The sequence below is a fragment of the Microcoleus sp. B13-B6 genome (genome assembly GCF_036705405.1).
GTDB lineage: Bacteria > Cyanobacteriota > Cyanobacteriia > Cyanobacteriales > Microcoleaceae > Microcoleus.
In genome coordinates this window covers 46,505-72,136 of the sequence record NZ_JAUBUJ010000013.1, presented here as the reverse complement: position 1 = coordinate 72,136, position 25,632 = coordinate 46,505, and the positions used below count along the sequence as shown (strand labels likewise).

Below are 25,632 nucleotides of genomic sequence, written 5' to 3'. Positions count from 1 at the left end.
ATAAAGTCTATGAGTTGAAGCTGATTTGACTTTTTCTTATATCAAATCAATCTTAGACCGTGCTAATGAGATAATCAAAGTATATCCTACCATCTCCAATACCCTTTTCCAGCAAAACCGATCTATCAATCCCTTTAGGAGCAATCGTCATTCCTAATAGTACCATCAGGCATAATGGTATTGCAGAAAATCACACGACCTTCTCCGGTGGCTGCAAATTCTGCACCCATTAGATTGGCTCTAGTCAGGTTAGTATCAATCAATCGCGTACAATGCAGGTTGGCTTCTCTCAAGTCGGCATCAACCAGTTCGCCTCCCAGTTCGGCATAATCTAAGATAGCGTCCCTCAAATCGGCAGCAATCAATATAGTACCCAATAGGATAGCAGATTCAAGGTTCGTACTACTCAAATTAGCACCGCTGAGATTAACAAAACTCAAATCGGCTCTAGTCAAGTTAGCACCGCTGAGATTGATACCACTCAACTCATTCTGACCTGGTGGGAGGTCTCTAATATCACCCACGTCAGCAACGTTTAAATCAGCATGACTTAAATCAACTCCAGAGAAATCCCTCTCTCCGACAGCGTAACGTCTATATAGTTCTTCAACGTCCATAGCTTTCTTATTCAAGCTGTTTATACTTTGATAATAGCGCGATTACTTCTACTTTTTATCAATAAATATATCAAGCTGTGCGAGAGGTTGAACCCGATCGCATACCAAGTAATCCAGATGGCTCAGAATGAATACAACAGTCCTAAAATCTCAACTCTCAAATCTAAAAACGCTAACTGCGCCGAATATTAAAACAACACCAATCTTGGCGCTTCCACAAAGTAGCGACAATCCAGCCGTGCTGTTCGAGAGTGTCAGCAATTGGCTTAGCTTGTTCGAGCAAAATGCCGCTGAGCACGCCCCAAGTAGTGGGTTTGCTAATTGCAGTGAAGTGCGGGATTAAATCAATGATTACTTCTGCTAAAATGTTGCATATCAAACCGTCGATCGGCTCATCGACCATTTCTTTCAAACGATCGATACTTCCGAGCTCTGCAACCAACTGCTGAGAATTAACGCGGTTGAGTAGTCTGTTGCTAATGGTCGATCGCACTGCCAAAGGATCAGTATCCAAAGCATAAACTTTTGTAGCGCCCAACAACACCGCGCCGATCGACAAAATACCCGATCCGCAGCCGATATCAGCAACGATGCACTCTTTGTCATCAAAACCGAGCCGCATTTCCAGCGACTCCAGACAAAGTTGAGTAGTAGCGTGAGCACCGGTACCGAAGGCCACACCGGGATCTAAACGCAAAATAACGCGATCGGTATCAGTCGGTAAGGGCAGCCAAGCCGGGTTAATTAAAAAGCGATCGCCCACTTCTTGAGGCTGCCAGTGCTCCTTCCAAGTGCTGCCCCAGTCTTCATCTTCAATCAAATCCCACTGCATCGCAGGTAGGGGCAAACCTGCACACAGAGCATCTTGGCGCAGCCACAGAGACAGAGCGGCCAAATCCAGCAATCCTGCCTGTTCTTCGGGCAAATAAGCCGACATCAGGCAGGAATTGCTTTTGAGCTCCGTAGCAGTTCCCCGACAGTTAAATCGTTCCAGACGCCAAAAGATGATATCTTCCAGCGCCGGATCGCAAAGAATTCTAATTTCCCACCAGCTATGTGCCATAACGATTTTAGATTTTAGATTTTAGATTTTAGATTGACCCAGGGGAACTGGAGACTGGGAACTGGGGAGTGAGGAATGAGGATTGGCTAATAGAAAAATTCCCGCTTTCAGGCCAATTACCAACGATCAATTACCCATTACCAATTATCAGCCCTGGCATCCAAAATCTAAACTCCAAAATCCGTCAAAGATTTACCGTGTAAGCATCCCGAATTCCCGGAACTTTTAGGATCTCGGCCAGTATCCCCTCTGGTAGAGGGTCATCGAGGCTCAAAACCATCACCGCATCGCCTCGCACGATTTTACGGCCTACTTGCATACTGGCAATATTGACATTAAAACTGCCCAATTGGGAACCAATTTTGCCAATAATCCCCGGCATATCGCGGTGCAGGGTAAACAGCATATGGTGAGTGGGGGAAACGTTGACCGGGAAATCGTCAACGCTGGTAATCCGAATTTCGCTTTCGCCGAGCACAGCACCCGTGACTGTGTGTTCACCGAGAGTTCCCTTGGCCGAGAGGTGCAGGGAGCCGGTGTAGTCGCGAATTGAGGCGTCTCTGGTTTCGACGACGCGAATTCCGCGTTCTTTGGCTTCAATGCTGGCGTTGACGTAGTTAACGCGCTCTCGCAGGGCTTGGGAGAGCAGGCCTTTGAGGGCGGCGACGACTACGGGCTGGCTTTGGTTGCTGGCCAATTCGCCTTGCAGTTGAACGTTGAGGTAATCGACTCGGCCTCCGGCTAGCTGGCTGACGAGGTTGCCGAGGGTTTCGGCGAGTTGCAGGTAGGGTTTGAGTTTTTCGATCGAGTCTGGGTAAATTCCTGGTATGTTAACAGCCGATCGCGCGGGCAGCCCCAACAGTACATCGCGAATTTGTTCAGCCACGTCGATCGCCACATTCACCTGAGCTTCCGCTGTGGATGCTCCCAAGTGGGGCGTCAGCACGATGTTCTGACCGACACTCCGCAGCGGGGAATCAGCTTGCAGCGGTTCGTGTTCGTAAACGTCGAGCGCTGCGCCGGCAATCTTGCCTTCTTTAATGGCTTCTGCGAGGGCTGCTTCGTCGATGATGCCGCCTCTGGCGCAGTTTATGATGCGGGCCGTGGGCTTCATTTTCGAGAGCACTTCAGCGTTAATTAAGTGCAGGGTTTCCGGCGTTTTGGGAATGTGCAGGGTGATGTAGTCGGATTCGCGCATCAGCAGTTCGAGTTCTACCAAGCGGCAGCCCAACTGATCGGCTCTTTCGGTCGAAATGAAGGGATCGTAGGCCAGCAGTTTCATGCCCATTGCTTTGGCTGCGGCTGCGAGGTGGGAGCCGATTTTGCCCAAACCGACGATGCCGAGGGTTTTTTTGTAAACTTCTACGCCGAGAAAGCGGTTGCGTTCCCATTTACCCGCTTTGACGGATTCGTTAGCTTCCGGGATGTGGCGGGACATCGAGAGCATCATGGCGAGGGCGTGTTCGGCGGCGGCGATCGTGTTGCCTTCGGGGGAATTGACGACTACAATTCCTTTGCGGGTAGCGGCTGGTACATCGACATTATCTACGCCGACGCCGGCTCTGCCGATAATTTTAAGTGAATTCCCGGCTTCAATGATTTCTTTGGTAACTTGGGTGCCAGAACGGATCATTAAAGCGTCGTAATCTGGAATAATTCGTACCAGTTCTTCGGCTGAGAGTCCTGTGTTTACGTCAACTTGCGCGACTTGGGAGAGGATGTCAATTCCGGCTTGGTCGATCGGATCGGATACTAGAACTTTAGGCATAGCAAGCAATTGAGTGCAATAGTAAAAATAGACCGAGCGTTGGCGAGCTCAAAGTTGAGACTTAGACTTAGAGCAGTATCTAACAGCTCAGCTCAAGCTTGCCTTTGTGCAGTTTGAATTGTATCTGTATTCGGTCAAGGTCGGCCGTTTTTTGCATGAAATATTTTAGCTTTGCGGGCGATCAGACTCTCTGACCGTCTGAAAATCCCCCAAGTGCTTAGCTAGTATGTCTTTTCGGTCTATAATAGACTTTGGCTATTTCAGCCTAACTATCAGGAATTGTTTTCTAATGAATTATCTTATCGCCGTACTGCCCGATCGAATTCAAGCCGAAGCTGCCTACTGTGCTCTCGAAAAAGAAGGCTTGCCTATGAAGCAAGTGAGTATTTTGGGCCGCGGCTACAAAACTGCTGATGAATTTGGCTTGATCGACCCGAACCAGCAAGCGAAGAAACAAGCTAAACTCATGGCTATTTGGCTGATTCCCTTTGGCTTTATTGCTGGGGTTACTTTCAGCTTGATTACTGAGTTGAAGACTTTTGCCTGGGCGGGGGAAATTGGCGATCACGCGATCGGCGGTGTACTCGGTGCGATCGCCGCTGCGATGGGCAGTGTTTTTGTTGGAGGCGCGGGCGGTATGGCTTTTGGTAGTGGCGATGCTTTGCCCTACCGCAACCGTTTGAATGCGGGTAAATTTTTGATTGCGGTTAAGGGTACTGATGATTTGACTGGGAAAGCTGCGAAGATTTTGCAGCAGTTTGAACCGGAAAATATCCAAGGTTATACAGAGACTTAGTTATTTGTTTGTTAACAGATACATTTAACCCGGCAATTCCCGGAAGTCCGGGATTGCTGAGTATGGTAGGACTTGGAAATCAGCAAGAATTCCAGTCAAAGAGGTATCTCTCAAAGCTTTTAACAAAATATTAAAAGCGCCATTGGCGTCCCGATCTAGTTTGTGACCGCAGGAGGGGCAAGCAAAATGCTTGCTACCTCCTAATTTTGTATGAATGTGACCGCATTTTGAACAGGTCTTAGATGTGTACTCTTCTGTTACGTCTACTACAACACAGCCGTGTTTAGCTGCTTGATGCTTCAACGTTTTTTTGAACTTGTAATGCGAGAGTGTAACCATCGCTCTCGCTGTTTTGGTGGCAAGGCGACGCTTACCTTTCTTTACCATTTGCTGTGTCTCGAAAGTGGGAAGAAAGATTGCCTGATACTTGTCGCACAAGTATTTTGCCGTTTTTTTGTGGAGTTCAGAAACTAAATTTTTGATTTTGATTCTGATCTTAGATGCAGCTTTTCTCAATCGATACCGAAGTCGCTTAAAACTCCTACCCTTATTTTGACCGATTCGACTCATCAATTTATCTAAATGGCTGGCAAGGCGGTAAACGCGGCCAATATCGTATTTGCCTATTTCTAAAACTTCTTGTCCGTCAAACCCAGTCATGAAAGTTCTCACTCCAGGGTCAAGCGCTACAGCTAACTTTGAGTCGGTAGCGACAGGCTTAGTTTCATCAACCGCATAACTGATGAACCACTGACCGTTAATGAGACTGAGGCTCGGTTCATGCTGCATAACTTCCAGTATTGGTTCTGCCGACTTAAAACTTAAACTTTTGGTTGCTTGGGGATAGAATATACAGGATTTCCAGTTATCGACTTGGAACCTAATCGTTTGAGAAGTATCGCGACACGTTCTAAATTTGGCTAAGCCTCCCGACTTCTTTGCGGCTTTATAAGCTTCAAACGCTTGAAAAATTGCTAACTGCCTGGGATTGTAAGGTTGTTGTTTTACCCAGTCCGGTGCGCCATCCATAATCTGCTTTCGCAGATCGTATTTACCGATTCTTTGGGTTTTTAGAATAGCAATCGCTTGGTTGTAGCACCACCGACTAGCAGCTATCCAAGTTCTCCAAGTTGCTGCTAATTTCGTTTCCGGGTAAACTCGGATCTTCTTTGATAGTAGATTTGTATTTTCCGAGTCCGTAGAGCCGACAACTGAATACGTGGATGATGGCAAGGATATCTTCAACCATTTCTCTTTCTGGAGATAACTCTGTTCGACCGAGAACCACGAGTTTGCAATCGTTTTGCTCGCATACCCATCTGATGAGGTCACAACCAAACCTTGCGAGTCGGTCAAGGTGGCAGACCACAATTTGGCTGACAGTTCCTGACATGACTTGTCCCAAAAGGGCAAGAAGACTTTTTCTTTTAAAATTGAGTCCTCCGCCGATATCTTTGAAGACTTGGCCTTGCGGGTAGATTCCTTGGAGGTAGCTAATTTGTCGGTTGAGGTCTTCTTTTTGTTTGGCGCTGCTAACTCGACAGTAGAGGGCGGTAATTCTTGGTTCGAGTCCGTCACTGAACACTGAGTCAATGTCGTAACGCCGCTGGTTAGTAGGAGTTCTAATTGTCTTGATTTTTCCCGCTTCGTCCCAGTTTCTAAGGGTTTTTTCGGAAACCGAGAGGAGTTTGCAGGCTTCTCTGGGGGTGACTCAAGCGAGTCATGCTGTTTGTTTTTTGCTTGCATCTCCTATGTTATCCTGTTTTACAAGGTTATTCCGGGAATTTACTAGAAATAATTTACTTTGTCGCAGCAGTTGACTGTTGACTGTTGACATTCAACTCGTGTAATATTTGGAGGCAGTTATGGAATCACAAACTATCCCCCTACATTCTCCCCTAGAATTAACGCTGGAATTAACCGACGAGCAGTTTTTTCAGTTGTGTATTGACAACCGGGATTTGAGATTTGAGCGGACTGCTAGTGGAGGATTGATTATTAGAGACTGTTGGCGAATGAATAAAGGGCTTCACCCCTCACCCCTAAAAATATAGCAATCCTAAATGATTATACTCGTTACCAGGCTCTTCCTGGTAACGCATATCCGGAGGCTCTGCCTCCATAGTCTGGGCCGAGGCAGAGCCTCGCTTACATCGGTTCCCAGGCAAAGCTTGGAAGTTAACCAGTTATTGAAACTGATGCGAGGATTGCTATAGTGGTTCTAGACTAAATGTCTAATTGACCATATAGCCATTAACTACCAATAGTGAACGGAAATACTGCCTCCTAGAGGTGATGGGTAACACCACCAGCGAATTCGCCAACAGTCTCTTTCAACCGCCGTCTTATCTTTTCCCGCTAATTGATGGTATAACCTATGAAAATCCTCCACGGGACTTGGATTCCTCAAACAGAAGAGAGTTTTGTTCAAGGTGGAACTTTTTGTCTTTGGGTTGAAACCACTCAAAAGAAAAAACAGCCTGCTAAGGTTCATCCCCGACAATTGGAGACGGCACAGTTAAGAGAGTTTCTAACGAAAGAAGCCGGGATTCAACTGTCAGCAGTCAGCAATACAAGTGCGATGGGGCGAGAATACGCGATCGTCCCTCGGTATTTTTTACTGCCCACTGCTGACAATCAGCCGTTGCCCTCTTTAGAACTAGCGCGATATTTAGAGACAGAGTTACCCGAAACATTTGAGTTGGAGTATTGGCAAGTTGATTGTGTGTCCATCGCCACCCACACTTTGACTAAAGTATTGAACGATCTGCATTTTTTTGCCCTCTACGATGTAGCAGAAGTTCAGTTTGGTTCAGACTTGCTATTTTGGTATCACTACACCCAAAATTTTAAGCAAATTGTTCTGAAAGATCATTATATTCCGGCGTTGCGCTATCGAGAAACTGCTCCGATCGCGATCGCACCCATCGAAACATCCGAACCCGCTGAGAAAGCCACGCGCGGGCGTAAGAAAGCGGGCGAGACAAAAACCAAAACAACTGCAAAAACTCCCAAAACACCTGCCCAAATTGCACCCAGCTTTGAGATTTATCCGGGATGGGAAATTGTTTCCACACAGTACGAAACTGATTTACAACGCTATGTTGAATGGATGCCTTTAGTTTGTGTGTCCGGTTTTCGGAAGATCCAGCTACAAGATACACCAAAGTTCTACGATCGCGAACGGTTGCTGCGGCATTTTTCCGAGTGTGCGATCGTGGAAATTGTCACTCAAACCCCCATCCCAGCATCGTTTGAAAATAAGATTGCGGATTCTTTACTCCAAATCTGCCTCAACCAAACACGAAAAATCGCACAAGTAAGCCTCGATCAATACCGGCAATGGCAAACCTGGCGCGATCGCATTACGCGCAATCAATCTGCTGACTCATTCTCCCTCTGCTTTCAACTACAATCCCCCGAAAACCCCGAACAACCTTGGGTTTTAGAGTTTCAGGTGGCTGCGAAAAAAGACCCATCTCTGCGGATGCCGTTGCAGGATTATTGGCGATCGCGATCGACTCAACAAAAACAGTTGCAAACACAATTTGGAGACAACTTTGAGCAACATTTGCTGACAAATCTCGGCTACGCTGCCCGCATTTATCCCCAACTTTGGCAAGGGCTAGAAACCGACAAACCTGTTAACATTACCCTCAGCTTAGATGATGCTTTCACCTTTCTCAGCGAGTCCGCTTGGGTATTAGAAGATGCCGGATACAAAGTGATTGTCCCCGCTTGGTGGACGCCGAAGGGGCGACAACGGGCGAAGATTCGCCTGCAAGTCAAAGGGAAGGGCAGCAAGAGCGCTGCAATCAAGGGCAAAGGATTGTTTTCGGCGGATTCCTTGGTGGAATATCAGTATGAATTGGCGATCGGGGGTGAACGGGTTAGCGAACAAGAATGGCAGGCGTTAGTAAATAGCAAAACACCGCTGGTGCAGTTCCGAGGACAATGGATGGAACTGGACAAAGACAAGATGCAGGAGATGCTAAATTTTTGGCAAAAACATCGCGAAGAAAACCCCGATTTAAGCCTGATTGACTTTATGAAGTTGACGGCAGAAGGAGAAGCGAGCGAACAGTTGGAGGTTGAGCGCGATCGGGCGTTATCGGATATGTTGGAGAAGCTGAACGATAAGAGTCGGTTAGAGTTAATTGCAGATCCAGCAAAGTTTCAGGGCAAGTTACGGGATTACCAAAAGCGCGGCGTTTCTTGGTTGAGTTATTTGGAAAGTTTGGGATTAAATGGCTGTCTTGCAGATGATATGGGTTTGGGTAAATCGGCGCAGGTAATTGCTCGATTATTGCAAGAGCGGGAAGTTTTATCTACTACAAAAGAGACAGAAAAAGCGATCGCACCTTCGGTTCTACCCACGCTGCTAATTGCGCCCACATCCGTAGTTGGTAACTGGCAAAAGGAAATGGAAAAATTTGCTCCAGAATTGCGATCGCTGATTCACCACGGCCCTCAACGTTTGCAAGATGCCAAAGCATTTAAAGCCGCCGTCCAAGGTTGCGATATGTTGATTACTTCCTTTACCTTGGTGCGAAAAGATGAGAAGCTGTTGAGCAGCGTAGCGTGGCATCGCGTGGTAATTGATGAAGCCCAGAATATTAAAAATCCCAAAGCGGCGCAAACCAAGGCGATTTTAAAGTTACCGGCTACCCATCGACTAGCATTGACTGGAACACCAGTGGAAAATCGATTGTTGGATTTATGGTCAATTTTTAATTTCCTCAATCCCGGATATTTGGGAAAAGAGGCACAGTTTCGGAAAATGTTTGAATTACCGATTCAAAAACATGGGAGTCGCATACAATCAGCCGCGCTCAAAAAATTAGTAGAACCTTTTATCCTGCGCCGTCTGAAAACCGATAAGTCGATTATTCAGGATCTCCCCGACAAAGTTGAGCAAAAGCTCTACTGCAATCTCACCCGCGAGCAAGCTTCGCTTTATGAAGCGATTGTGAAAGAGGTAGAACAAGAAATTGACGCGGCGGAAGGGATGAAGCGCAAGGGGATGATTTTGGCGACACTGCTGAAGCTGAAGCAAATTTGTAACCATCCGCGCCAGTTTTTGCAGGATGAAAGTGAGTTTACACCAGAGCGATCGCACAAACTGGAACGGCTGATCGAGATGATTGAGGAAGTCAAAGCAGAAGGCGAAAGTTTATTGGTATTTACGCAGTTTACAGAACTGGGAAGCGCGTTGGAAAAATATATTAAACAAACCCTACATTACAACACTTACTATATCCACGGGGGAACCAGTCGCGAAAAACGGGAACGGATGATTTCAGAGTTTCAAGATCCAGAGTCTGAACCTTCGGTATTTATTCTGTCACTGAAGGCCGGCGGTGTGGGAATTACGCTGACAAAAGCCAATCACGTGTTCCATTTCGATCGCTGGTGGAATCCGGCAGTGGAAGATCAGGCGACGGATCGGGCGTTTCGGATCGGACAGGAAAAAAATGTGTTTGTGCATAAGTTTGTAGCAATTGGCACGTTGGAGGAAAAAATTGACCAAATGATTGAGGATAAAAAGAAATTGGCAGGGTCAATTATTGGTGCTGATGAATCGTGGTTGACTGAGTTGGATAATGAGGCATTTAAGAAATTAATTAGGCTCAATAAAAATGCGGTTTTAGATTAGGAGAAACAACATAAGAGAGGGAGAGGGGGAGAGGGGGAGAGAGGGAGAGGATTTTTGATTGTCATCGAAATATACAATTTAAATGCAGAACAGCTTATGTCACAATTTACTCGGACTTGGTGGGGCAATAAATTTATCGATGCGTTAGAAAGATTTACTGATTCTGGGCGACTCGGGCGGGGACGTGCCTATGCACGAAACGGCAAGGTAAAAAGCTTTGGCATGAATGATGGGTTAGTGATGGCACAGGTGAGAGGCTCGGTTAATCCTTATTTTGGGGTTTATAAGGAGCCTCTGTACACAACTCAAATTGAGTTTGAGCCAATTAGTCAGGCAAAGTGGAAAGTGGCGATCGCCCAAATGGCATCAAAAGCCAGCTTCATTTCCCGGCTGCTACTCAATGAAATGCCCGACAATATTGAAAAGGCTTTTGCACCCCTCGGATTGCACCTTTTACCCAGCAGCCGCGAGGACTTTAAGACTACTTGCTCTTGCCCAGACTATAGCAATCCGTGCAAACATATTGCCGGAGTTTATTATTTGGTGGCGGCCGAATTGGACAAAGATCCTTTTTTACTGTTTGAATTACGGGGGCTTTCTAAGGAAGTGCTGCACCGCGAATTAGCAAAAACGCCTTTGGGCTTGGCGCTTTCTGCAGAGTTAACTGCTGATGCAGCGGCCCCTGTGGCGGTGGATTCCTATTACACGCGGGCGATCGCCAGTGAGGCGCAAACGGTCAGCCTGAAAGAGTTTTGGCACGGTGCGAAGCGATTACCGCAGACGATTGATGTGGGGGTACAGAGTGGCGTAAGTGCGATCGTGGTGAAGAAACAGGGAGATTTTCCACAGTTTTGGCACAAGGATGGTTCGTTTATTGATGCGATGGAAGAACTGTATTTGCGGGTGAAGAAGAATAAGTAGTTGGGTGGACAATTTTGCTGCCATACTCGATCGAGCTCTTGCAAAAACTTAAACTCGAAGACTTCATAGATTTGGTACAATAATCGTACTCATCATATCAGCTTTACCAGCAACTAAAATCATACGATCGTTATTTGATGATTTTAGACTATAATTAAAGTAGTGCGACTGTTAAAAAAGTAGACTTTTTAGTTACAGCAAACTTTGGCAATTTCAAATTAGAATCTAGCATTAACTGATGTTACAAAGAGAAGAACTGTTAAAAGGCATTGAAAACCGCGAATGTGTGGCGCGGGCGATCGACCAAGCAGAACAAGCAATTAAAACTTGGGAAGTTACTCAGAGTGATTTTCTGTCGCCTCCAGAATTGGCGGACACTCTGACGGTATTTAAGCGCTTAACTGATGTGGAATTAGTGGCTTGGGGCGGCTACCCGCAAGCTGAAAGACAAAGAATTGCGATCGCGCGATCGGATATCCCGATCGACTCTGCTAGCGTTAGCATTGCTGCGGTAGAAATCGCTGGTAATTTCTTGTTCGATACAGCTTCTCACCGCGACTTTTTGGGGGCGATGTTGGGTACGGGAATTGTCCGCGAGAAAACGGGCGATGTGATTGTTTTGGGTGAACGCGGCGCCCAAGCGATTGTCATGCCGGAGATGGTAGAGTATTTGGAGATGAGTTTGCAACAAGTGCGATCGGTTCCTGTGCAAACGCGGCGCATTGAGTTGAGCGAACTCAAAATTAGAGAACCCAAAAAGAAAGAAATGACCACCGTTGAAGCATCCATGAGATTGGATGCTGTCGCCTCGGCTGGATTCGCAATGTCTCGCAGCAAAATGGCGGATTTAATTGATAGTGGCGACGTGCGAGTTAACTGGAAAGACGTTACTCAAGCTAGTTATAATGTCAAGTCTGGAGATTTAATTGCTGTTACCGGCAAGGGAAGATTGGAAATTGGGGAAGTTGCTGTTACTAAGAAGGAACGCTATCGAGTCCAGTTAACTCGATATTTGTAATTTATGGGCGGCATCTTCGGCTTGTGGAACAGGCAAGATGCCTGTTCTTAAGAATGCTGAGGCGAAGATGCCCAACCCCTACTCCCCCCAAAAAATTGACTCTTTGTGGAACAGGCATCTTGCCTGTTCTTAAGAATGCTGCAACATATAAGTTATACCACCCAAAAACCCCGAAAAACCCGGTTTCTTTGGTTTTATGCGTAATATCATGTCCGGTCAATTAACCATGATTCCTGTAGGGGCGGGTTCACCAAGATATTGAATAGAAACGGGAAAATCTGTAAACCCGCCCCGGCCTTTAATCGCGGTCAATCGATCGGACATGATATAAGTCATAAATCCAAATTATCGGGGAAAAGTTTTCCTTACCAAAACGGCGATACCCAGCATTAATAAGCCAAATAGTAAGCCAAACAGCAGACTCCAGATAATTGTCGCAGCAAAGGGATGCAGCGGTAGAGAAAAATCGAGTTGCCATTGAATCGGTGTATCCTTGATTAGAGGATAGGCGGCGGAAAAGATTTGTCCGCCGCCGATCGCAGTTCCGACAAAAAAGATGATATTCTCAAGCTGGCGATCGCGCTTTTTCTCCCCGTCTTCCTGTTCCCTGTCCAATTCTACTTGTTCAATTTCCACCATCCCGCGCACAGTGGATATCGACTGCTGGAACAACTCTTGACTAGCAATCAGGTAGTTTAAATCGATTTCAATTTGCCGCTGATACTTATCCTCAGCTAAATCTAGAAACTTCTGCAAGAAATCCAGATTGTCGCCGGGGATGCACAAACTTTTAATTTTTGTCAAGGCATTACCATAATTTTCAGCATTAGTGTCAATAGTATTTTTGTCTTCTTTCAAATACCGCACTTGCTGAGCACAATCAAACATTTTTGTGCGGACTTCAGCCAGAAATTGCTTTAACTTCTGCAACTTAACTTGTCTATCTTGTTCGCTTTCTATTTGACTGAATTCGGGAAGCTTCTTTTCTAACTCGCTGACTATTTGCTGTGCTTGGCGATACTTTTTCCTAGCTTCGCCATACACAAATACAATTTTAGCGCGAGAACACAGCAGATTCATCAAGTTAGAATTAAACGCCAGCGTTACGAATTTCAAAGTTTGGGGATTCTCTTGCAACCATACTAGAAAGTGACATCGCTGACGCGCATCATCTTGGCGGCTATCATACTCAAAAATCGGACTGCCGAATAACTTTCCTTCGGCGCGAAACTCTACTAATGGTTGCTCTTTATCTTGTACAAAAGCTTTAACCGATTCGTCAGCTAGTTTGCGGTAAGTATCATAAACTGCTGGTTCGGCGTATAATAATAAGGTTTGTCCCAGAGAGGGTTTAATTGCATTTGGCAACAAGCAACCTTGGGGATTTAATCGAGTTAAGTCCGCTACTTTCATTGTGACATTTTTATAGTAAAATGTCAAGTCTGCGGTGTAAGTGTCGTGAATTCGTAGGGCATAGATAGAACCATCAAGTTTCTGGTTATCTGGCTGAGTTATTTGCTGAAAATTAAGAGTTTTTCCATCGGGCTTTAGTAATTTGCCGTTATTCTGATTTTCCTGTTTATCGTCTGGTTCGTACTGTCCGTTTTTGTAGCAAGTTAGCTTGTCTCTGAGGGATTTTAGTTCGTTGATGTTAAATTCTTTGCCGACATTATCTGCTAGATTTTCCCACAAGGATTGAGCATTTCGGGCTACTTGTCCGTAGCCTGCGTCGCTATCATCCCGCAGGTGGAAAGGATAGAGGGTAATGCTGGAATTTTTAATTTGCCATTCTTGGCTCATAATCAAGTTTTTGAGATGTTTTCGAGTATTTCTATCAGATATTTGGGGCGGGCAAGATGCCCAGCCCACAAGATTTTTAGGGTTTGTCTTCTAGGAAGGTGTTTCTGGATTATTTGTTGGCGGTGTAGGCGGTGCAGATGACACAGACAAACCCAATCGAATCTTATTTTCCTTGAGCGTTTCGTAAAACTCCCTCACAATTTCCTCCGGTGCATCGCTATCAGTCCCACCCGCACCCGCGTGATAAATTTCGTTCTCTAAATTCTCTTCAATTTGAGGCCTGCTTTCGCACCAATCCTTGATTGTTTGAGCGATAATATTCACATTATCTGTCACAGAATCATCAAGCGCTGATAAGTGATCGACAAATAGCTTCGGATCGGATATTTTCAATAACTTACTAAAAGCCGCCACAATTTCTTCGGGTGTGGCCTCATCGGGAAGTGACATTACTAATCTCCTTAAATTACTCTTTTGAGTTGATAGCGGTAAAGTTTCGGTTTCGCCAATTAAGGTAAATGCAGCCCAAGCTATGGGACTCGGAAATCGCTCTTTTGTGGTTAGCATAGCACACCGCAAGGCGGCTGCTCGATTGTCGCCCCGTGCTAAATTTTGGTAGAATTCAGTCATTAGTAATTTGGCTGAATTCGCTCCCATATTCCACAGGGAAACGATGATGCTGGGGACTCCGGCGACGATGAAGCAGCGCGACAATCCGATGACTCCATCTCCCGTGATTGTACCGCGCCCGGTGCTGCACGCGCTTAAAACAACCAGTTCGGAATCGAGTCTTAATTGCAGGATTTCTGCGGCTATAAGTGCGCCGTCGTCGGTGTCTGCTGATGGTGCTAAAATAATCGCGCCGGGAATGCCGGAACCTTGGAAATCGTCGAGGAGTCCGTGGGCGGATAAATGGACGATGCGCGTGTTTAGCATCTTGTCTAAAATGGCGATTTTTGTGGCATTTTCTCCGCTAATTGCTTGGGTTCCTAAAGTTGCGGCGATGGCTTCGGCGGCTTCTTTTGCCCTGGACAGTTGTTTGAGTTCGTAGGGCTTTTCTTTGAATTTGGCGGCGATAGTTGGATCGCCGACAATTAGGGCGGCTTGTTTCAATCCTCGCACTCGGTTTTGATGTTCGCGGGTGATTTCTAATACTTGGATGGATGGGCTGGTGAGGATGGTATGATTTTCGATTAGGTAGCGGTTGTTGCTATCTTGCAAGGCGGCGAAAGGAACTAAAAATAAGTCGTAGTGGGGGACGAAGATGATGGGGGAATTAACATCGGTGGGTAGCAAGTCGATGATGGGTTCGATCAGGATTTGATGGAGGAGTTGCAATAGGGGAAAGCCGCCTGTTTCGTCTCGATTGTACTGGGATTCTAGCTGAATTTTTTTGCCTGCGTCGTCGGTTTCATCGGTGCCGATGGAGACGCGGGTTTGGAGGATGATTTGTTTGAGGGTTTGGTTTTGTTGGTTGAGGGGTTCGAGGCTGGCGGCGCGATGGGTGATGTTGCCGTTTGGTTGGATTACCCAGATGTAAATTTCTGGATTGACAATCGAATATTCAACTATTGTAGAGTTTCTGTCGCGGGCGATTTGTTGGATTTTGGGGATGGATAACCCCCCCAACCCCCCCTTGCTAAGGGGGGGCTTTGAGAGGTTTGCTTCTTCCTCAAATCTTGATAACCCCCCCAACCCCCCCTTGCTAAGGGGGGGCTTATGAGGGAGGAATTGAGATAACTCTTCTTCCCCCCCTTGATCAGGGGGGGACTGAGGGGGGGTTGTTAATAAGGTTTGCTGCAATAACTCGACGAAGGCACGGGTACGACCCATTTCAGATATTTCTAAGGCTTCATCAAATCTAGTTTGGGCAACTAGGACTTGTTGCAGCAGGCGATAGGCAGATATTTGGGTTTCAAAGATTGAGACTTTGTGATCATTACTTACTAATTCAGAACGCAGAGTTTCATGAATTGCGATTGAGGCGCGAAGTGCTGTTTCAGCTTCAGCAAGTTGGTGAGTTTTTAGGAAAGTATTTCCCAAATTGTTGAGAGAGATTGACTCTCCCACGCGAGCTCCGATTTTCTGTACAATCTTTAATTGCTGTTGGTAAAATTCGATCGCCATCTGGTATTCCCCTAGGGAATCGTAAGCTAAGCCCAAACTGCCGAGGGAAGTAGCTTCTCCTTGGCGATTTCCGATTTCCCGGTCAATCTCTAAAGACTGTTCGTGAAATGCGATCGCCCTGTGGTATTGCCCTAGGGAATAGTAAGCATTGCCCAAATTGCCGAGGGAAATAGCTTCTCCTTGGCGATATCCGATTTCCCGTGAAATCTCTAATAACTGTTCGTGAAATGCGATCGCCTTCTGGTATTGCCCTAGGGAATAGTAAGCTGAGCCCAAACTGCCGAGGGAATTAGCTTCTCCTTGGCGATCACCTATTTCCCGTGAAATCTCTAAATGCTGTTCGTGAAATGCGATCGCCCTGTCGAATTGTCCTAGGGAATAGTAAGCTGAGCCCAAATTGCCGAGGGAAATAGCTTCTCCTTGGCGATCACCTATTTCCCGTTTAATCTCTAAAGACTGTTCGTGAAATGCGATCGCCTTCTGGTATTGCCCTAGGAAATTGTAAGCTAAGCCCAAATTGCCGAGGCAATTAGCTTCTCCTTGGCGATCTCCGATTTCCCGTGAAATCTCTAAAGACTGTTCGTGAAATGCGATCGCCCTCTGGTATTGCCCTAGGGATTTGTAAGCTGGGCCCAAATTGCCGAGGGAAATAGCTTCTCCTTGGCGATCTCCGATTTCCCGTTTAATCTCTAAAGACTGTTCGTGAAATGCGATCGCCCTGTGGAATTGCCCTAGGGAATAGTAAGCATTGCCCAAATTGCCGAGGGAATTAGTTTCTCCTTGGCGATATCCGATTTCCCGTGAAATCTCTAAAGACTGTTCCTGAAATGCGATCGCCCTGTGGTATTGCCCTAGGGAATCGTAAGCATTGCCCAAATTGCCGAGGGAAATAGCTTCTCCTTGGCGAGCTCCGATTTCCCGTGAAATCTCTAAAGACTGTTCCTGAAATGCGATCGCCCTGTGGAATTGCCCTAGGGAATTGTAAGCATTGCCCAAATTGCCGAGGGAATTAGCTTCTCCTTGGCGATCACCTATTTCCCGTTCAATCTCTAAAGACTGTTGGTGAAATTCGATCGCCCTGTGGAATTGCCCTAGGGAATTGTAAGCATTGCCCAAACCGCCGAGGGAAATAGCTTCTCCTTGGCGATCACCTATTTCCCGTGAAATCTCTAAATACTGTTTGTAAAATGCGATCGCCTTCTGGTATTGCCCTAGGGAATAGTAAGCAGTGCCCAAATTGCCTAGGGAATTAGCTTCTCCTTGGCGATATTCGATTTCCCGATAGATAGTTAATGCCTGTTCCCAAGACTGCAAAGCTTCTCGAAATTGACTGATGTTAAACTGCTGAATTCCTTGTTCTAACAGTCTGTCTGCTTCCGCTTTTCGGGTGACTGCCACTGAGGTATTGTCATTCATCCCAAGCAGTATCCCGGCACAATCCATCAACCAATTAGCATTATTTAGTTCGCCCAATTCTCTAAGACGCTCGGCCTCTTCTAGCATTACCGCCACCAAGCCATTATCCAGCAATTCCGGGTGAGTTTTCAATATCTCTGCTTCTTCGCCGCTGGCACAGGTTAGCAGTTGATTTATCAGGTTGAGATAGGCTTGTTCGCGTTCTGAACTCATGGCGATTTAGGATTTTGGATTGTGCGATCCATTAATTTATGATCGGTTAAACACATCTGTTTGGGGCGGGCGATGCCCAGTTTTTTGTAAGGGTTCTCGCATTTGGGCGACAATATTGGCAACACCACGAGGATTTATTCTTTATTCGTCGGGCCGATGGTTTGTCCGGGAGGTCGTTTGTTTGTCCGGGGGGTCGTTTGTTTGTCCACGGGCTCGTTTGTTTGTCCGCGAGTCCGCCAGGGGTTGAAACCCCTGTCTCATAGCTAAAGTCGGTTGAAACCGACTGAAGAATGGTGAAAAATACTCGATTATGGTGACAAATACTTGATTGTTTATTTAATGTGCTTTTCAGTCCTCTTTTAGAGGACTTTCGCTCTCTCGACGGGGGTTTCAACCCCCGGCGGACTTGTGGGGTAGCGTCGGGGATTTTGGTGGCGGGGATTGTGGTGGCGCGAATGTGCGATCAACTTTTGGGAAAATTTGGGTTAGGGGCGATCTAATGTTTGTCCTTGGGTGGGGGCGGGTTTATTTATATTGTCAACGATCGCGATTATTCCTCTTTCGCCCGAAAAACCTTTTCTACCGACTTCACCAACAGTTCTCGCGGCATCAATCGAGGCAGATTGGCGATGATTTGATTGGGAATTCCCCCTGTCACAACATTAGACTCATTTTTCTCTAAAGCTTTCAAAGCATCTCGCACTACTTCCGCTGCGGGAACGAGTTTTTGCCCGCTGCTGGATGCCATAGCTTTCGGAAATTCAGCTACTGCAAAAAAGTCCGATTCTGTCGGCCCTGGACAAAGGCATAAAACGCCAATTCCTAAATCTTTGTTTTCCGCCCAAAGTGCCTCGCTGAAACTCAAAACAAAGGCTTTAGTAGCTGCATACATTGACAAGTACGGCATCGGTTGAAAAGCTGCGATGGAAGCAACATTGATAATACTTCCTGATTTTCGCTGCCGCATTGCCTGCAAAAATAAGTGCGAGAGTTCAACTAATGCTACAATATTTAGTTGCACCATTGTTAGTTGTTTGTCAAGCGGGCGATCGGCAAAAGCACCGTAATCCCCAAAACCCGCATTGTTCACCAACAAATCAACCGTCCAACCTTTTTTAACAACCGCGTCAAATACAGCAGTTGTGGCTCCGGGTGCGGTCAAATCTTGAACGATAATTTCGACCAAAATATTGAATTCCTGTTGCAGTTGAGCAGCTAGCTGTTGCAATTTGTCTTCGGAACGAGCTACCAAAATTAGATTGTGCTGGCGTTTGGCTAATTCGGCGGCAAAGGCTGCACCAATTCCGCCAGAAGCACCAGTGATTAAAGCAGTCGGCATGAAATTAATTCGGATTATTTGATATAAACTTTATATATTTTAACAATTATTTTGACGGGGAACCTGTAAAATAATTAAAAGGGAATAGGTGAGTTTTATGGCGCGTCTTACCGATCGAGCTTTTGAAATTTTGCGGGCAGAAGTTGACAAGTGCGCGGCGGCTGATAGTCTAGCCGGTGATGTGTTCCGACGGATGGTAATCAAGCGGTTGGAGAAACTTCGATCGCAAAACGGCACTTTCGCCTCAAGAGAAGAAATCCGCGATACCTTCAAAGACGAATTTCCCAACTTCAGCGAACAAGCTCTCAAAGCTGCCGTCAAAGCCAACCGCCCGCCCGGATTGTTCGGTAAAATCATCTTTGCTGGGAGTTTGCTGGGAAGTGCTGCGGGGATAATTTGGCTGATTAACCTACCTTCTCCCATGATTCGCTGGCCCGTGGCGAAAACAATGCCGATATTGTTGCTGCCGAGTTTTATGAGTATGGATCACAATTACCGGCAGGCGATCGCCCTTGTGGAACAATCCGATCAACTGGTGAATAAAGCCACGGCTGTCGCTGATTTTGACTTGGGCGAAATTAAAGCAAAAGAGGCTCAAAAACACCTCGACGCCTTGCCAGTTTGGTTTTTAGGTTATTATCCACAAACCTACTGCTCTTTTTTCGGCTGCCGTTGGCGGTTTACAGTCGATGAATTTCAAGCCGCCCGCAAAAATGTCGGGCGGATGGAGGCTCAGATTTTCCAGCAAAAAAATGCTTTTACTCAGTTAAATCAAGTCGAACAAACTCTCAACGCGGCGAAACAGCAGTATCAGCAAGCCAAAACCGCTGCGGATAGACAAAAAGCGACGGTAAATTGGCAAAGTGCGATCGACCAACTCAATCAAATTCCCGCCGACACCCTCGCGGGAGAAACGGCTCAGCAGAAACTCCAAGCAGCAGAGAGAGATTTTAAAGCAATGGGCGGTGTAGCCACCGGATCGGTGCGTGCCGACAACTTAATCGAAGCAGCAAAAGAATTTGCATTAACTGCCGCTGTAGCATCCCAGAAACCGCCTCATTCAGCAGAAACTTGGCAAAAAATCGCATATTTATGGCAACAAGCTATTGAGAGGTTGAGCCTAATTGCCTTTGATAATCCGGGCTATCTTCATGCTCAAACAAAACTAGCTGAATATCAAAATAATTTAGGTACTGCCAAGATTAGACTGAAAGATGAACAAGAATCAGTGGAAGCTTTTAATCAGGCTAAAAGCTTGTTTGCTAAATTCCAAACTAACCTAAATTCTATCCGTCAAAATCCCGGTTACGGTCTCGGTTACTTGCAGGAAATTATCAACAAATTAGAATCTGTAAAACCGGGAACAACTGTTTATTCAGAATCTCAAAAATGGCTGCAATCTGCTCGCAAGAAACAGCAAGAATGGCAAAAAAATTAGCTGTTGACTAATGACTGTTGACTGTTGACTAATGACTGTTGACTGTTGACTGTTGACTGTTGACTAATGACTACTGCCAACTGCCAACTGCCAACTGCCAACTGCCAACTGCCAACTGACAACTGACCAATTACCAAGTCGGGTCAACATACAGATTAATTGTCACTTGCTTTTTTCCGTAAGGGATGCCGGAAATACAAGCACAAATCGTATCTCCGCCATCAATTTCTACTTCGCAAGCGTGACAAGAACCCATGAGACAGCCGGTAGGAATAGAAACCCCTGCACGTTTGGCTACATCTAGCAAAAGCTCTCCTGGTTCAGCTTCAACTGTCACGTTATCAGGTAAAAAACAAACTTTTGTCATTGAATTTGAACCTCCACTCTAACAAACAATAGTTAATAGTCAACTGTCAACTGTCAACTGTCAACTGTCAACTGTCAACTGTCAACTGTCAACTGTCAACTGTCAACTGTCAACAGTTAACTAATTAACCTAAAATATGCTTTATATCTAAATGCTTTTCCACTGTATCTGCTAGAGAGTCTAACAGAGTTTCGCGGTGTTCTCGGTAATTAGGAATACCTGTAGGCAATGCGCGGAGTCCCCGCTGCTGCCGCAAGTGATTTAACCAAGCTCGCCGCCAAGCCCCGTTGTCAAAGATGCCGTGCAGGTATGTACCCCAAATTGATTGAGAAGTATTGACAATGCCTAAACTAGCATCGTCAAATAGCGGTTGAGTCAAATCTGACTCTAGGATTTGCGTTTTTCCTTGATGAATTTCGTAACCGGAAACTGGCAAACCCGGTTGAGGATAGTTAGATGTTACGATTCGTTGGCGCGCAATTTTGTTCGGTGCCATCGCAGTTTTCAAAGGCAGTAATCCCAATCCTGGAAATTCTCCCTTTTCTCCCTCAATGCCTTCTTTATCGGTGATACTTTCTCCCAGCATCTGAAAGCCGCCGCAAACTCCCATGACTGTACCGCCAGCTACTAAATAATTTTGAAGAGCTTTTGCCATACCTGTTTGGCGCAGCACCTGTAAATCGGAAATTGTAGTTTTAGAGCCTGGTAAAATCACGGCGTCTGGATGGCCTAAATGGTCTTTTGGGCTGACATATTTGACTGTGACGGTAGTTTCCGACTCCAGGGGGTCAAAGTCTGTAAAATTGGAAATTCGGGGCAGGCGGATGACCGAAATATTTATGTCGGTTTGAGAATTAGGAGAACGCCGATCGAGCAAATCGAGAGAATCTTCTGAGGGAAACACTTCGTCTATCCAAGGAATCACCCCAACTACCGGGATTCCCGTCCTTTCTTCTAGCCAAGTCAGGCCCGGATCTAATATCGATTTTTGCCCTCGGAACTTATTAATAATGAATCCTTTAATTAAAGCTCGTTCGTCTGGATCGAGCAATTCCAAAGTACCGATAATGTGAGCAAAAGCACCGCCGCGATCGATATCAACTACTAGCAAAGTTCGAGCTTTTAAATATTTAGCTACCCGCATATTTGTTAAATCGCGGTGTTTGAGATTAATCTCAGCAGGGCTACCGGCTCCCTCACACACAATCATGTCAAATTCTTGCTTGAGAAATTCTAAAGATTCCCGAATAGCTTGCCAGCCGATATCGAAATACTGCTCGTAATATTGAGATGCTCGCACATTGGCGATCGCCCGGCCCTTGACAATCAATTGAGAAGTCATGTCTCCTTGTGGCTTGAGCAAAATCGGATTCATTTCTACCCAAGGTGCGACGCCCGCAGCCCAAGCTTGCACTGCTTGAGCGTAACCAATCTCTCCGCCGGCGGCTGTGACATAGGAATTCAGTGCCATATTCTGACCTTTAAACGGAGTTACCCGCCAGCCTCGCCGCTTAAAGATTCTACACAAAGCTGCAACGAGTAATGATTTCCCTGCGTGAGATGTTGTTCCCACGACCATAATTGCTTTCATAATATTAAGGGAGAAGGAAGAGGGAAGAGGGAAGTTCGGCAACGGATTCTGTAACGGATGTAACGGATGTAACGGATGTAACGGATGTCAGTCCGATGTCCGTCGGAAGAAGGAAGAGGGAAGAAGGCAGAAGGCAGAAGGCAGAGGGCAGAAGGCAAAGGGAAGAGGGAAGAAGGCAGAAGAAAAAAGTAAGAAGTAAGAAGTAAGAAGTAAGAAGAAAAAAGTAAGAAGTAAGAAGTAAGAAGTAAGAAGTAAGAAGGCAGAAGGCAGAAGGCAGAATCAACAAAATTCTGGTTTCTACCTTTTGCTTTCTGCCTTAAGATGACGGCTTATCTTCGCCGGATACATTCTCAGACTTGGATTCATCGGCCGCACGAGCAGCTTCTACTAGCTCCGAAGGGGGGGGATTCGGGCGAATCAATTCCGGTTGTTCTCCCTCAGAAGATGGTGTTTTATCTGTGGAAGGGGGGGGATTCGGGCGAATCAATTCCGGTTGTTCTCCCTCAGAAGATGGTGTTTTATCTGTGGATTCGATCGAGATCACTGATACTGAAACCGTTTCCACCTGCACGCTCAACCCAGGTTCTCCCGGTACTTCTATCTCTACAGGCTCTGCCATTTCCACCACTGTCATTTCCAGAGATACAGCAGGGGCTTCTGCTTCCGGTACGCCTGCTGCTTCCGGTTCACCAACTGCAGCCAGCGGTGTCTGGGTTTCCACAGATAAAGCAGGGGCTTCTGCTTCTGGTACGCCTGCTGCTGCTTCCGGTTCACCAATAGCAGCCAGCGGTGTCTGGATTTGGGCGGACGATCGATCTTCGATCGTCCCGTCCACTATTTTGTCAGAACTCGCGGTTTCTGTGGCCATCAACGCGGCCATTGCTTCAACATTGGTGGGAAAAGGCACTCCAAGGCTGGTTTCCACAACAGTGTTGCTGGTTTCGGCTGCCACCTCCGCAGCCGCCTGGGCTAATTCGGATTCGAGAATTTGGTCGATACCTGGTGCAGGAGTTGCCGTTATTTGAGATTCAGGTACGATCGATTCTGGAGTCGCTGAAGGTTTTGGCGTCTGGGGAGTTGCATCAGACTTGTTTTTACCCGCACCGAGTCCCAACATACCGCCGAGACTATTTTTGATATTGTCAAACAGACTACCGAAACCGCCGGCTTTTTTAGCTGGTTTAGGAGGAGTAGGAGGAGTTGGGGCCGCCGTTGGGGCCGCCGCCGCTGCCGCTGCCGCCTGCGACTCTTTAACGGCTGTCCTCCATTCTGTTTCCTCGTCAAAATCATCGACTTCTGGCTGCTGTTGAGGCTCTGGCTGAGCCTCTACTGGCTCCACACTTGGTGCAACGGCTATTTCTGAAATTTCTAGAGGTAGAGGTAGAGGAGTGAAGTTGCTGGCTAATTCTGCTGGAGGTTGTGAAGTCTCAGCAGCAGGAGTTTCGACTGAAAACACTGGTATTTCTGCAATTGCAGGTGTTTTCGAGTCGGGAATTTTCAAGTCAGGGGCGATCGAACTTTCGGCCGTTAGCTGGTCGATCGCACTTTCAGCAATACTTTCAGCTATGGGGGTAATCGCCGGCTGTTCCTCTAGCTTTACCTCGCCCTTATCCAGAGTGGGTGCTGGAACCACATCAGTTTTCGGTTTGGGCGATCGAACAAACTTAGGTTTTTTCGCCGCTGCGGGTTCTTTTTTCTTGGCAAACAAGCCAGCAAACGGCACGCCTCCTGCAGCCAAATTCGCCGACTGAGGAATCGGCGTTTGCTCAGCAACGGGCGTCACCTGACGGCGCAAAGTCAGAGTTTCCCAGGCAAACCAGCCCAACATCGCCACGCCCGCCATTTGACCAAGCAGGAGAGCACCAGTAATTCGTCCCGCACAAGCCCATAAAATTAACGCATAAAAAAGCCCTACCCCGCTCCAGGTAAAATCACTTTTGCGGTGTACTTCTGGAAAAAAGAAGGCCGCCATGTAAATACTGAAGCTGCCTAGACCGACCGCTAACGCCAGAAAGTATGCAAGCATATTGTCGGTACCTCCGCTGTGTCAAATAACTTCTACGCGCTAATTCTACCTTTGAGAGAGACTCAACGGCTTCTTTCTCTAGGACAATTCTTGATTTGTAGGGAAGTTTGGCAAGGAAGCAGTGTAAGGAATTTAACACGTTCAACGGATGTTGACGCCAGAAGTGCGAGTCAAGATTTCCCACTCTCCCCCACATCCCTAATGCCCATTACCCCCTATGCCCACACCCCCTATCCCCATCACCCCCTTCTCAGTGGTGATAGATGTCACTTAACTATGCCCGTGCGATCGCACCAAGCGACTGAAGATGTTTATATGTTGTAGGTGTAAGAGGAATTATGCCCTAGGGCATAGGTATGGGAGACAAGGCCATGTTTGAAAAACTATTATTAGCCGCCGGCTTAACCTTATCGCTTCAAATATTTCCCGGACTAAGCACTTCCGCGAAATTACCGAAAAATTTGGTAGTGCGATCGAGCGATCGCCCGGCTCAAACCGTGAAACTTCCCCTCGTTTCAGTACCTGCAGGCGTCAAGCCGAACGTCCAATCGTAATGATACCTGCAAGATACGTGCAAGTGCGATCGAACTTAGGCAGAGCCTTTCTAATCTTTTTTTCGAGCTGTCCTCTTTTCTATGTGGCTGTTCACAACTCATCAGTTTGTAGTCAGGGCTTTAGTCCTCATTAATCTCACCTAATAAGGACTAAAGCCCTTACTACAAACCCTAGGTCAATAATGACTAGCAGATTGAACCTTAATTCCTATAACATACTACTAGACAAATCTCAACATCAGCTTGTCAAGTAAAGACTTTCCAACCTTAAAAAACTTGTGTAATCCTGAGTAAAGGATCAAAATAGATATATAATCCCCTGATGGCTCTCCAAGCTAATAAGCACATTGACTATTAAATCAAGGAAAGCGAAAATGGGACTTAGCGATATTCTCTTGAATGAAAACAACAGAGAAAGTTTTGTTGATGACTGTGTAAAGCTGATAGACAAACAAGTTGCAGCAGCGCCGGGATTGGGTGGTATGGCTCTTAAAGCTGCCTACTCTACTGTCAAGGGGATACGGGCTGACTATTGCGCCCAAGTCGTCGATCAACTTCTGCCAGAAATCTCGATCGCACTCGATCCGATGTGGGCTGAAGCAGTAAACAATGGCAACCCAGTCGAATATCTAGCCCAAAGAAAAGCTGAAGTAGCAGACGAATTGCTCCAGATCAGCGACAAAAAAGCCGAGAACAGCACAAGAGCGGTTGTTAGAGGCGCTTATGCCAAACTCCGCCCCTCAGCTAAGACTTACGTGGAAAAGGGAGTACCGGATTTAGCCGAAATTATTAATAAATATAATAGTGCGGCCTGATAACTGAGCAACGGCTAAAAAACAGAATACCCAGATACCCGCCTTCTTCCAGAAATCGGGTATCTAAAATCAGACTTATTCGTAAGTTTGTAGTTAGGAGGGAGAGT

At 46.4% G+C, this 25,632-nt stretch carries 20 protein-coding genes and 2 pseudogenes; 10 read left to right on the top strand and 12 right to left on the bottom strand.

Annotation, left to right across the window (positions count from 1 at the left end):
* Positions 1-134: 134 nt before the first annotated feature.
* From QUB35_RS08320 to serA, 3 genes are all read right to left on the bottom strand, one after another.
* Entirely contained in the window at positions 135-617 is a 483-nt protein-coding gene (locus tag QUB35_RS08320) for a pentapeptide repeat-containing protein (RefSeq protein WP_333141089.1), read from the bottom strand.
* 172 nt (positions 618-789) lie between these two features.
* Positions 790-1,680, bottom strand: a complete 891-nt coding sequence (prmA, locus tag QUB35_RS08315; protein ID WP_333141088.1) for a 50S ribosomal protein L11 methyltransferase — start codon at positions 1,678-1,680, stop codon at positions 790-792.
* A 184-nt stretch (positions 1,681-1,864) separates the two neighbouring features.
* Positions 1,865-3,448 carry a phosphoglycerate dehydrogenase gene (gene serA / locus QUB35_RS08310; RefSeq protein WP_333141086.1) on the bottom strand — a complete coding sequence of 528 codons (1,584 nt, stop codon included), beginning with the start codon at positions 3,446-3,448 and terminating at the stop codon, positions 1,865-1,867.
* A gap of 289 nt (positions 3,449-3,737) precedes the next feature.
* Here serA and QUB35_RS08305 point away from each other — a divergent pair, with 289 nt between their 5' ends.
* Entirely contained in the window at positions 3,738-4,244 is a 507-nt protein-coding gene (locus QUB35_RS08305; RefSeq protein ID WP_333105187.1) for a hypothetical protein, read from the top strand.
* A 24-nt stretch (positions 4,245-4,268) separates the two neighbouring features.
* On the opposite strand, the gene QUB35_RS08300 is transcribed toward QUB35_RS08305, so the two are convergent.
* On the bottom strand, positions 4,269-5,408 hold the full coding sequence (locus tag QUB35_RS08300) for a transposase (protein ID WP_333141150.1): 1,140 nt from the start codon (positions 5,406-5,408) through the stop codon (positions 4,269-4,271).
* Positions 5,350-5,955: pseudogene (locus QUB35_RS08295) on the bottom strand (IS607 family transposase); the annotation flags it as partial. The gene QUB35_RS08300 and the pseudogene QUB35_RS08295, both read right to left, overlap by 59 nt.
* Positions 5,956-6,109: 154 nt before the next feature.
* Between QUB35_RS08295 and QUB35_RS08290 the strand changes: the two are divergent.
* The 4 genes and pseudogenes from QUB35_RS08290 to QUB35_RS08275 all read left to right on the top strand — a co-directional run.
* Positions 6,110-6,244, top strand: a pseudogene (locus QUB35_RS08290) (Uma2 family endonuclease); the annotation flags it as partial.
* A gap of 377 nt (positions 6,245-6,621) precedes the next feature.
* Positions 6,622-9,900: a DEAD/DEAH box helicase gene (locus QUB35_RS08285; RefSeq protein ID WP_333141083.1), complete on the top strand. Its 3,279-nt coding sequence runs from the start codon at positions 6,622-6,624 to the stop codon at positions 9,898-9,900.
* Between the two features lie 96 nt (positions 9,901-9,996).
* A complete protein-coding gene (locus QUB35_RS08280; protein ID WP_333141081.1) occupies positions 9,997-10,821 on the top strand; it encodes an SWIM zinc finger family protein in 825 nt (274 codons plus the stop codon).
* Between the two features lie 238 nt (positions 10,822-11,059).
* Positions 11,060-11,839, top strand: a complete 780-nt coding sequence (locus QUB35_RS08275; protein WP_333141079.1) for a photosystem II S4 domain protein — start codon at positions 11,060-11,062, stop codon at positions 11,837-11,839.
* A gap of 345 nt (positions 11,840-12,184) precedes the next feature.
* Here QUB35_RS08275 and QUB35_RS08270 read toward each other — a convergent pair whose 3' ends face one another.
* Positions 12,185-13,639, bottom strand: coding sequence for a hypothetical protein (locus tag QUB35_RS08270; protein ID WP_333141077.1), 1,455 nt, complete (start codon positions 13,637-13,639; stop codon positions 12,185-12,187).
* Between the two features lie 90 nt (positions 13,640-13,729).
* Positions 13,730-17,395, bottom strand: coding sequence for a tetratricopeptide repeat protein (locus tag QUB35_RS08265; RefSeq protein WP_333141075.1), 3,666 nt, complete (start codon positions 17,393-17,395; stop codon positions 13,730-13,732).
* Positions 17,396-17,736: 341 nt separating this feature from the next.
* Between QUB35_RS08265 and QUB35_RS08260 the strand changes: the two genes are divergently transcribed.
* Positions 17,737-17,895, top strand: a complete 159-nt coding sequence (locus QUB35_RS08260) for a hypothetical protein (RefSeq protein ID WP_333141073.1) — start codon at positions 17,737-17,739, stop codon at positions 17,893-17,895.
* Positions 17,896-17,945: 50 nt separating this feature from the next.
* On the opposite strand, the gene QUB35_RS08255 is transcribed toward QUB35_RS08260, so the two are convergent.
* A complete protein-coding gene (locus QUB35_RS08255; protein ID WP_333141071.1) occupies positions 17,946-18,734 on the bottom strand; it encodes an SDR family oxidoreductase in 789 nt (262 codons plus the stop codon).
* Between the two features lie 97 nt (positions 18,735-18,831).
* Between QUB35_RS08255 and QUB35_RS08250 the strand changes: the two genes are divergently transcribed.
* Positions 18,832-20,172 carry a hypothetical protein gene (locus QUB35_RS08250; protein ID WP_333141070.1) on the top strand — a complete coding sequence of 447 codons (1,341 nt, stop codon included), beginning with the start codon at positions 18,832-18,834 and terminating at the stop codon, positions 20,170-20,172.
* On the opposite strand, the gene QUB35_RS08245 is transcribed toward QUB35_RS08250, so the two are convergent.
* The 4 genes from QUB35_RS08245 to QUB35_RS08230 form a co-directional block, all read right to left on the bottom strand.
* On the bottom strand, positions 20,169-20,294 hold the full coding sequence (locus tag QUB35_RS08245) for a hypothetical protein (protein ID WP_333141068.1): 126 nt from the start codon (positions 20,292-20,294) through the stop codon (positions 20,169-20,171). The two genes, QUB35_RS08250 and QUB35_RS08245, sit on opposite strands and share 4 nt — an antisense overlap.
* A gap of 8 nt (positions 20,295-20,302) precedes the next feature.
* Complete coding sequence (locus QUB35_RS08240) at positions 20,303-20,539, bottom strand: 2Fe-2S iron-sulfur cluster binding domain-containing protein (RefSeq protein WP_333098507.1); 237 nt, start codon at positions 20,537-20,539, stop codon at positions 20,303-20,305.
* Between the two features lie 124 nt (positions 20,540-20,663).
* A complete protein-coding gene (cobQ, locus tag QUB35_RS08235) occupies positions 20,664-22,130 on the bottom strand; it encodes a cobyric acid synthase CobQ (RefSeq protein WP_333141065.1) in 1,467 nt (488 codons plus the stop codon).
* A 316-nt stretch (positions 22,131-22,446) separates the two neighbouring features.
* Complete coding sequence (locus QUB35_RS08230) at positions 22,447-24,156, bottom strand: Ycf66 family protein (RefSeq protein WP_333141063.1); 1,710 nt, start codon at positions 24,154-24,156, stop codon at positions 22,447-22,449.
* 18 nt (positions 24,157-24,174) lie between these two features.
* On the opposite strand from QUB35_RS08230, the gene QUB35_RS08225 reads away from it, so the two are divergent.
* The 3 genes from QUB35_RS08225 to QUB35_RS08215 all read left to right on the top strand — a co-directional run bounded on the left by QUB35_RS08225 (position 24,175) and on the right by QUB35_RS08215 (position 25,525).
* Entirely contained in the window at positions 24,175-24,480 is a 306-nt protein-coding gene (locus QUB35_RS08225) for a hypothetical protein (RefSeq protein WP_333141061.1), read from the top strand.
* 47 nt (positions 24,481-24,527) lie between these two features.
* The gene (locus QUB35_RS08220) at positions 24,528-24,710 is read left to right on the top strand and encodes a hypothetical protein (protein ID WP_333103867.1); all 183 of its coding nucleotides are present in this window, start codon (positions 24,528-24,530) and stop codon (positions 24,708-24,710) included.
* A 374-nt stretch (positions 24,711-25,084) separates the two neighbouring features.
* On the top strand, positions 25,085-25,525 hold the full coding sequence (locus tag QUB35_RS08215; RefSeq protein ID WP_333141058.1) for a DUF6918 family protein: 441 nt from the start codon (positions 25,085-25,087) through the stop codon (positions 25,523-25,525).
* Positions 25,526-25,632: the final 107 nt, after the last annotated feature.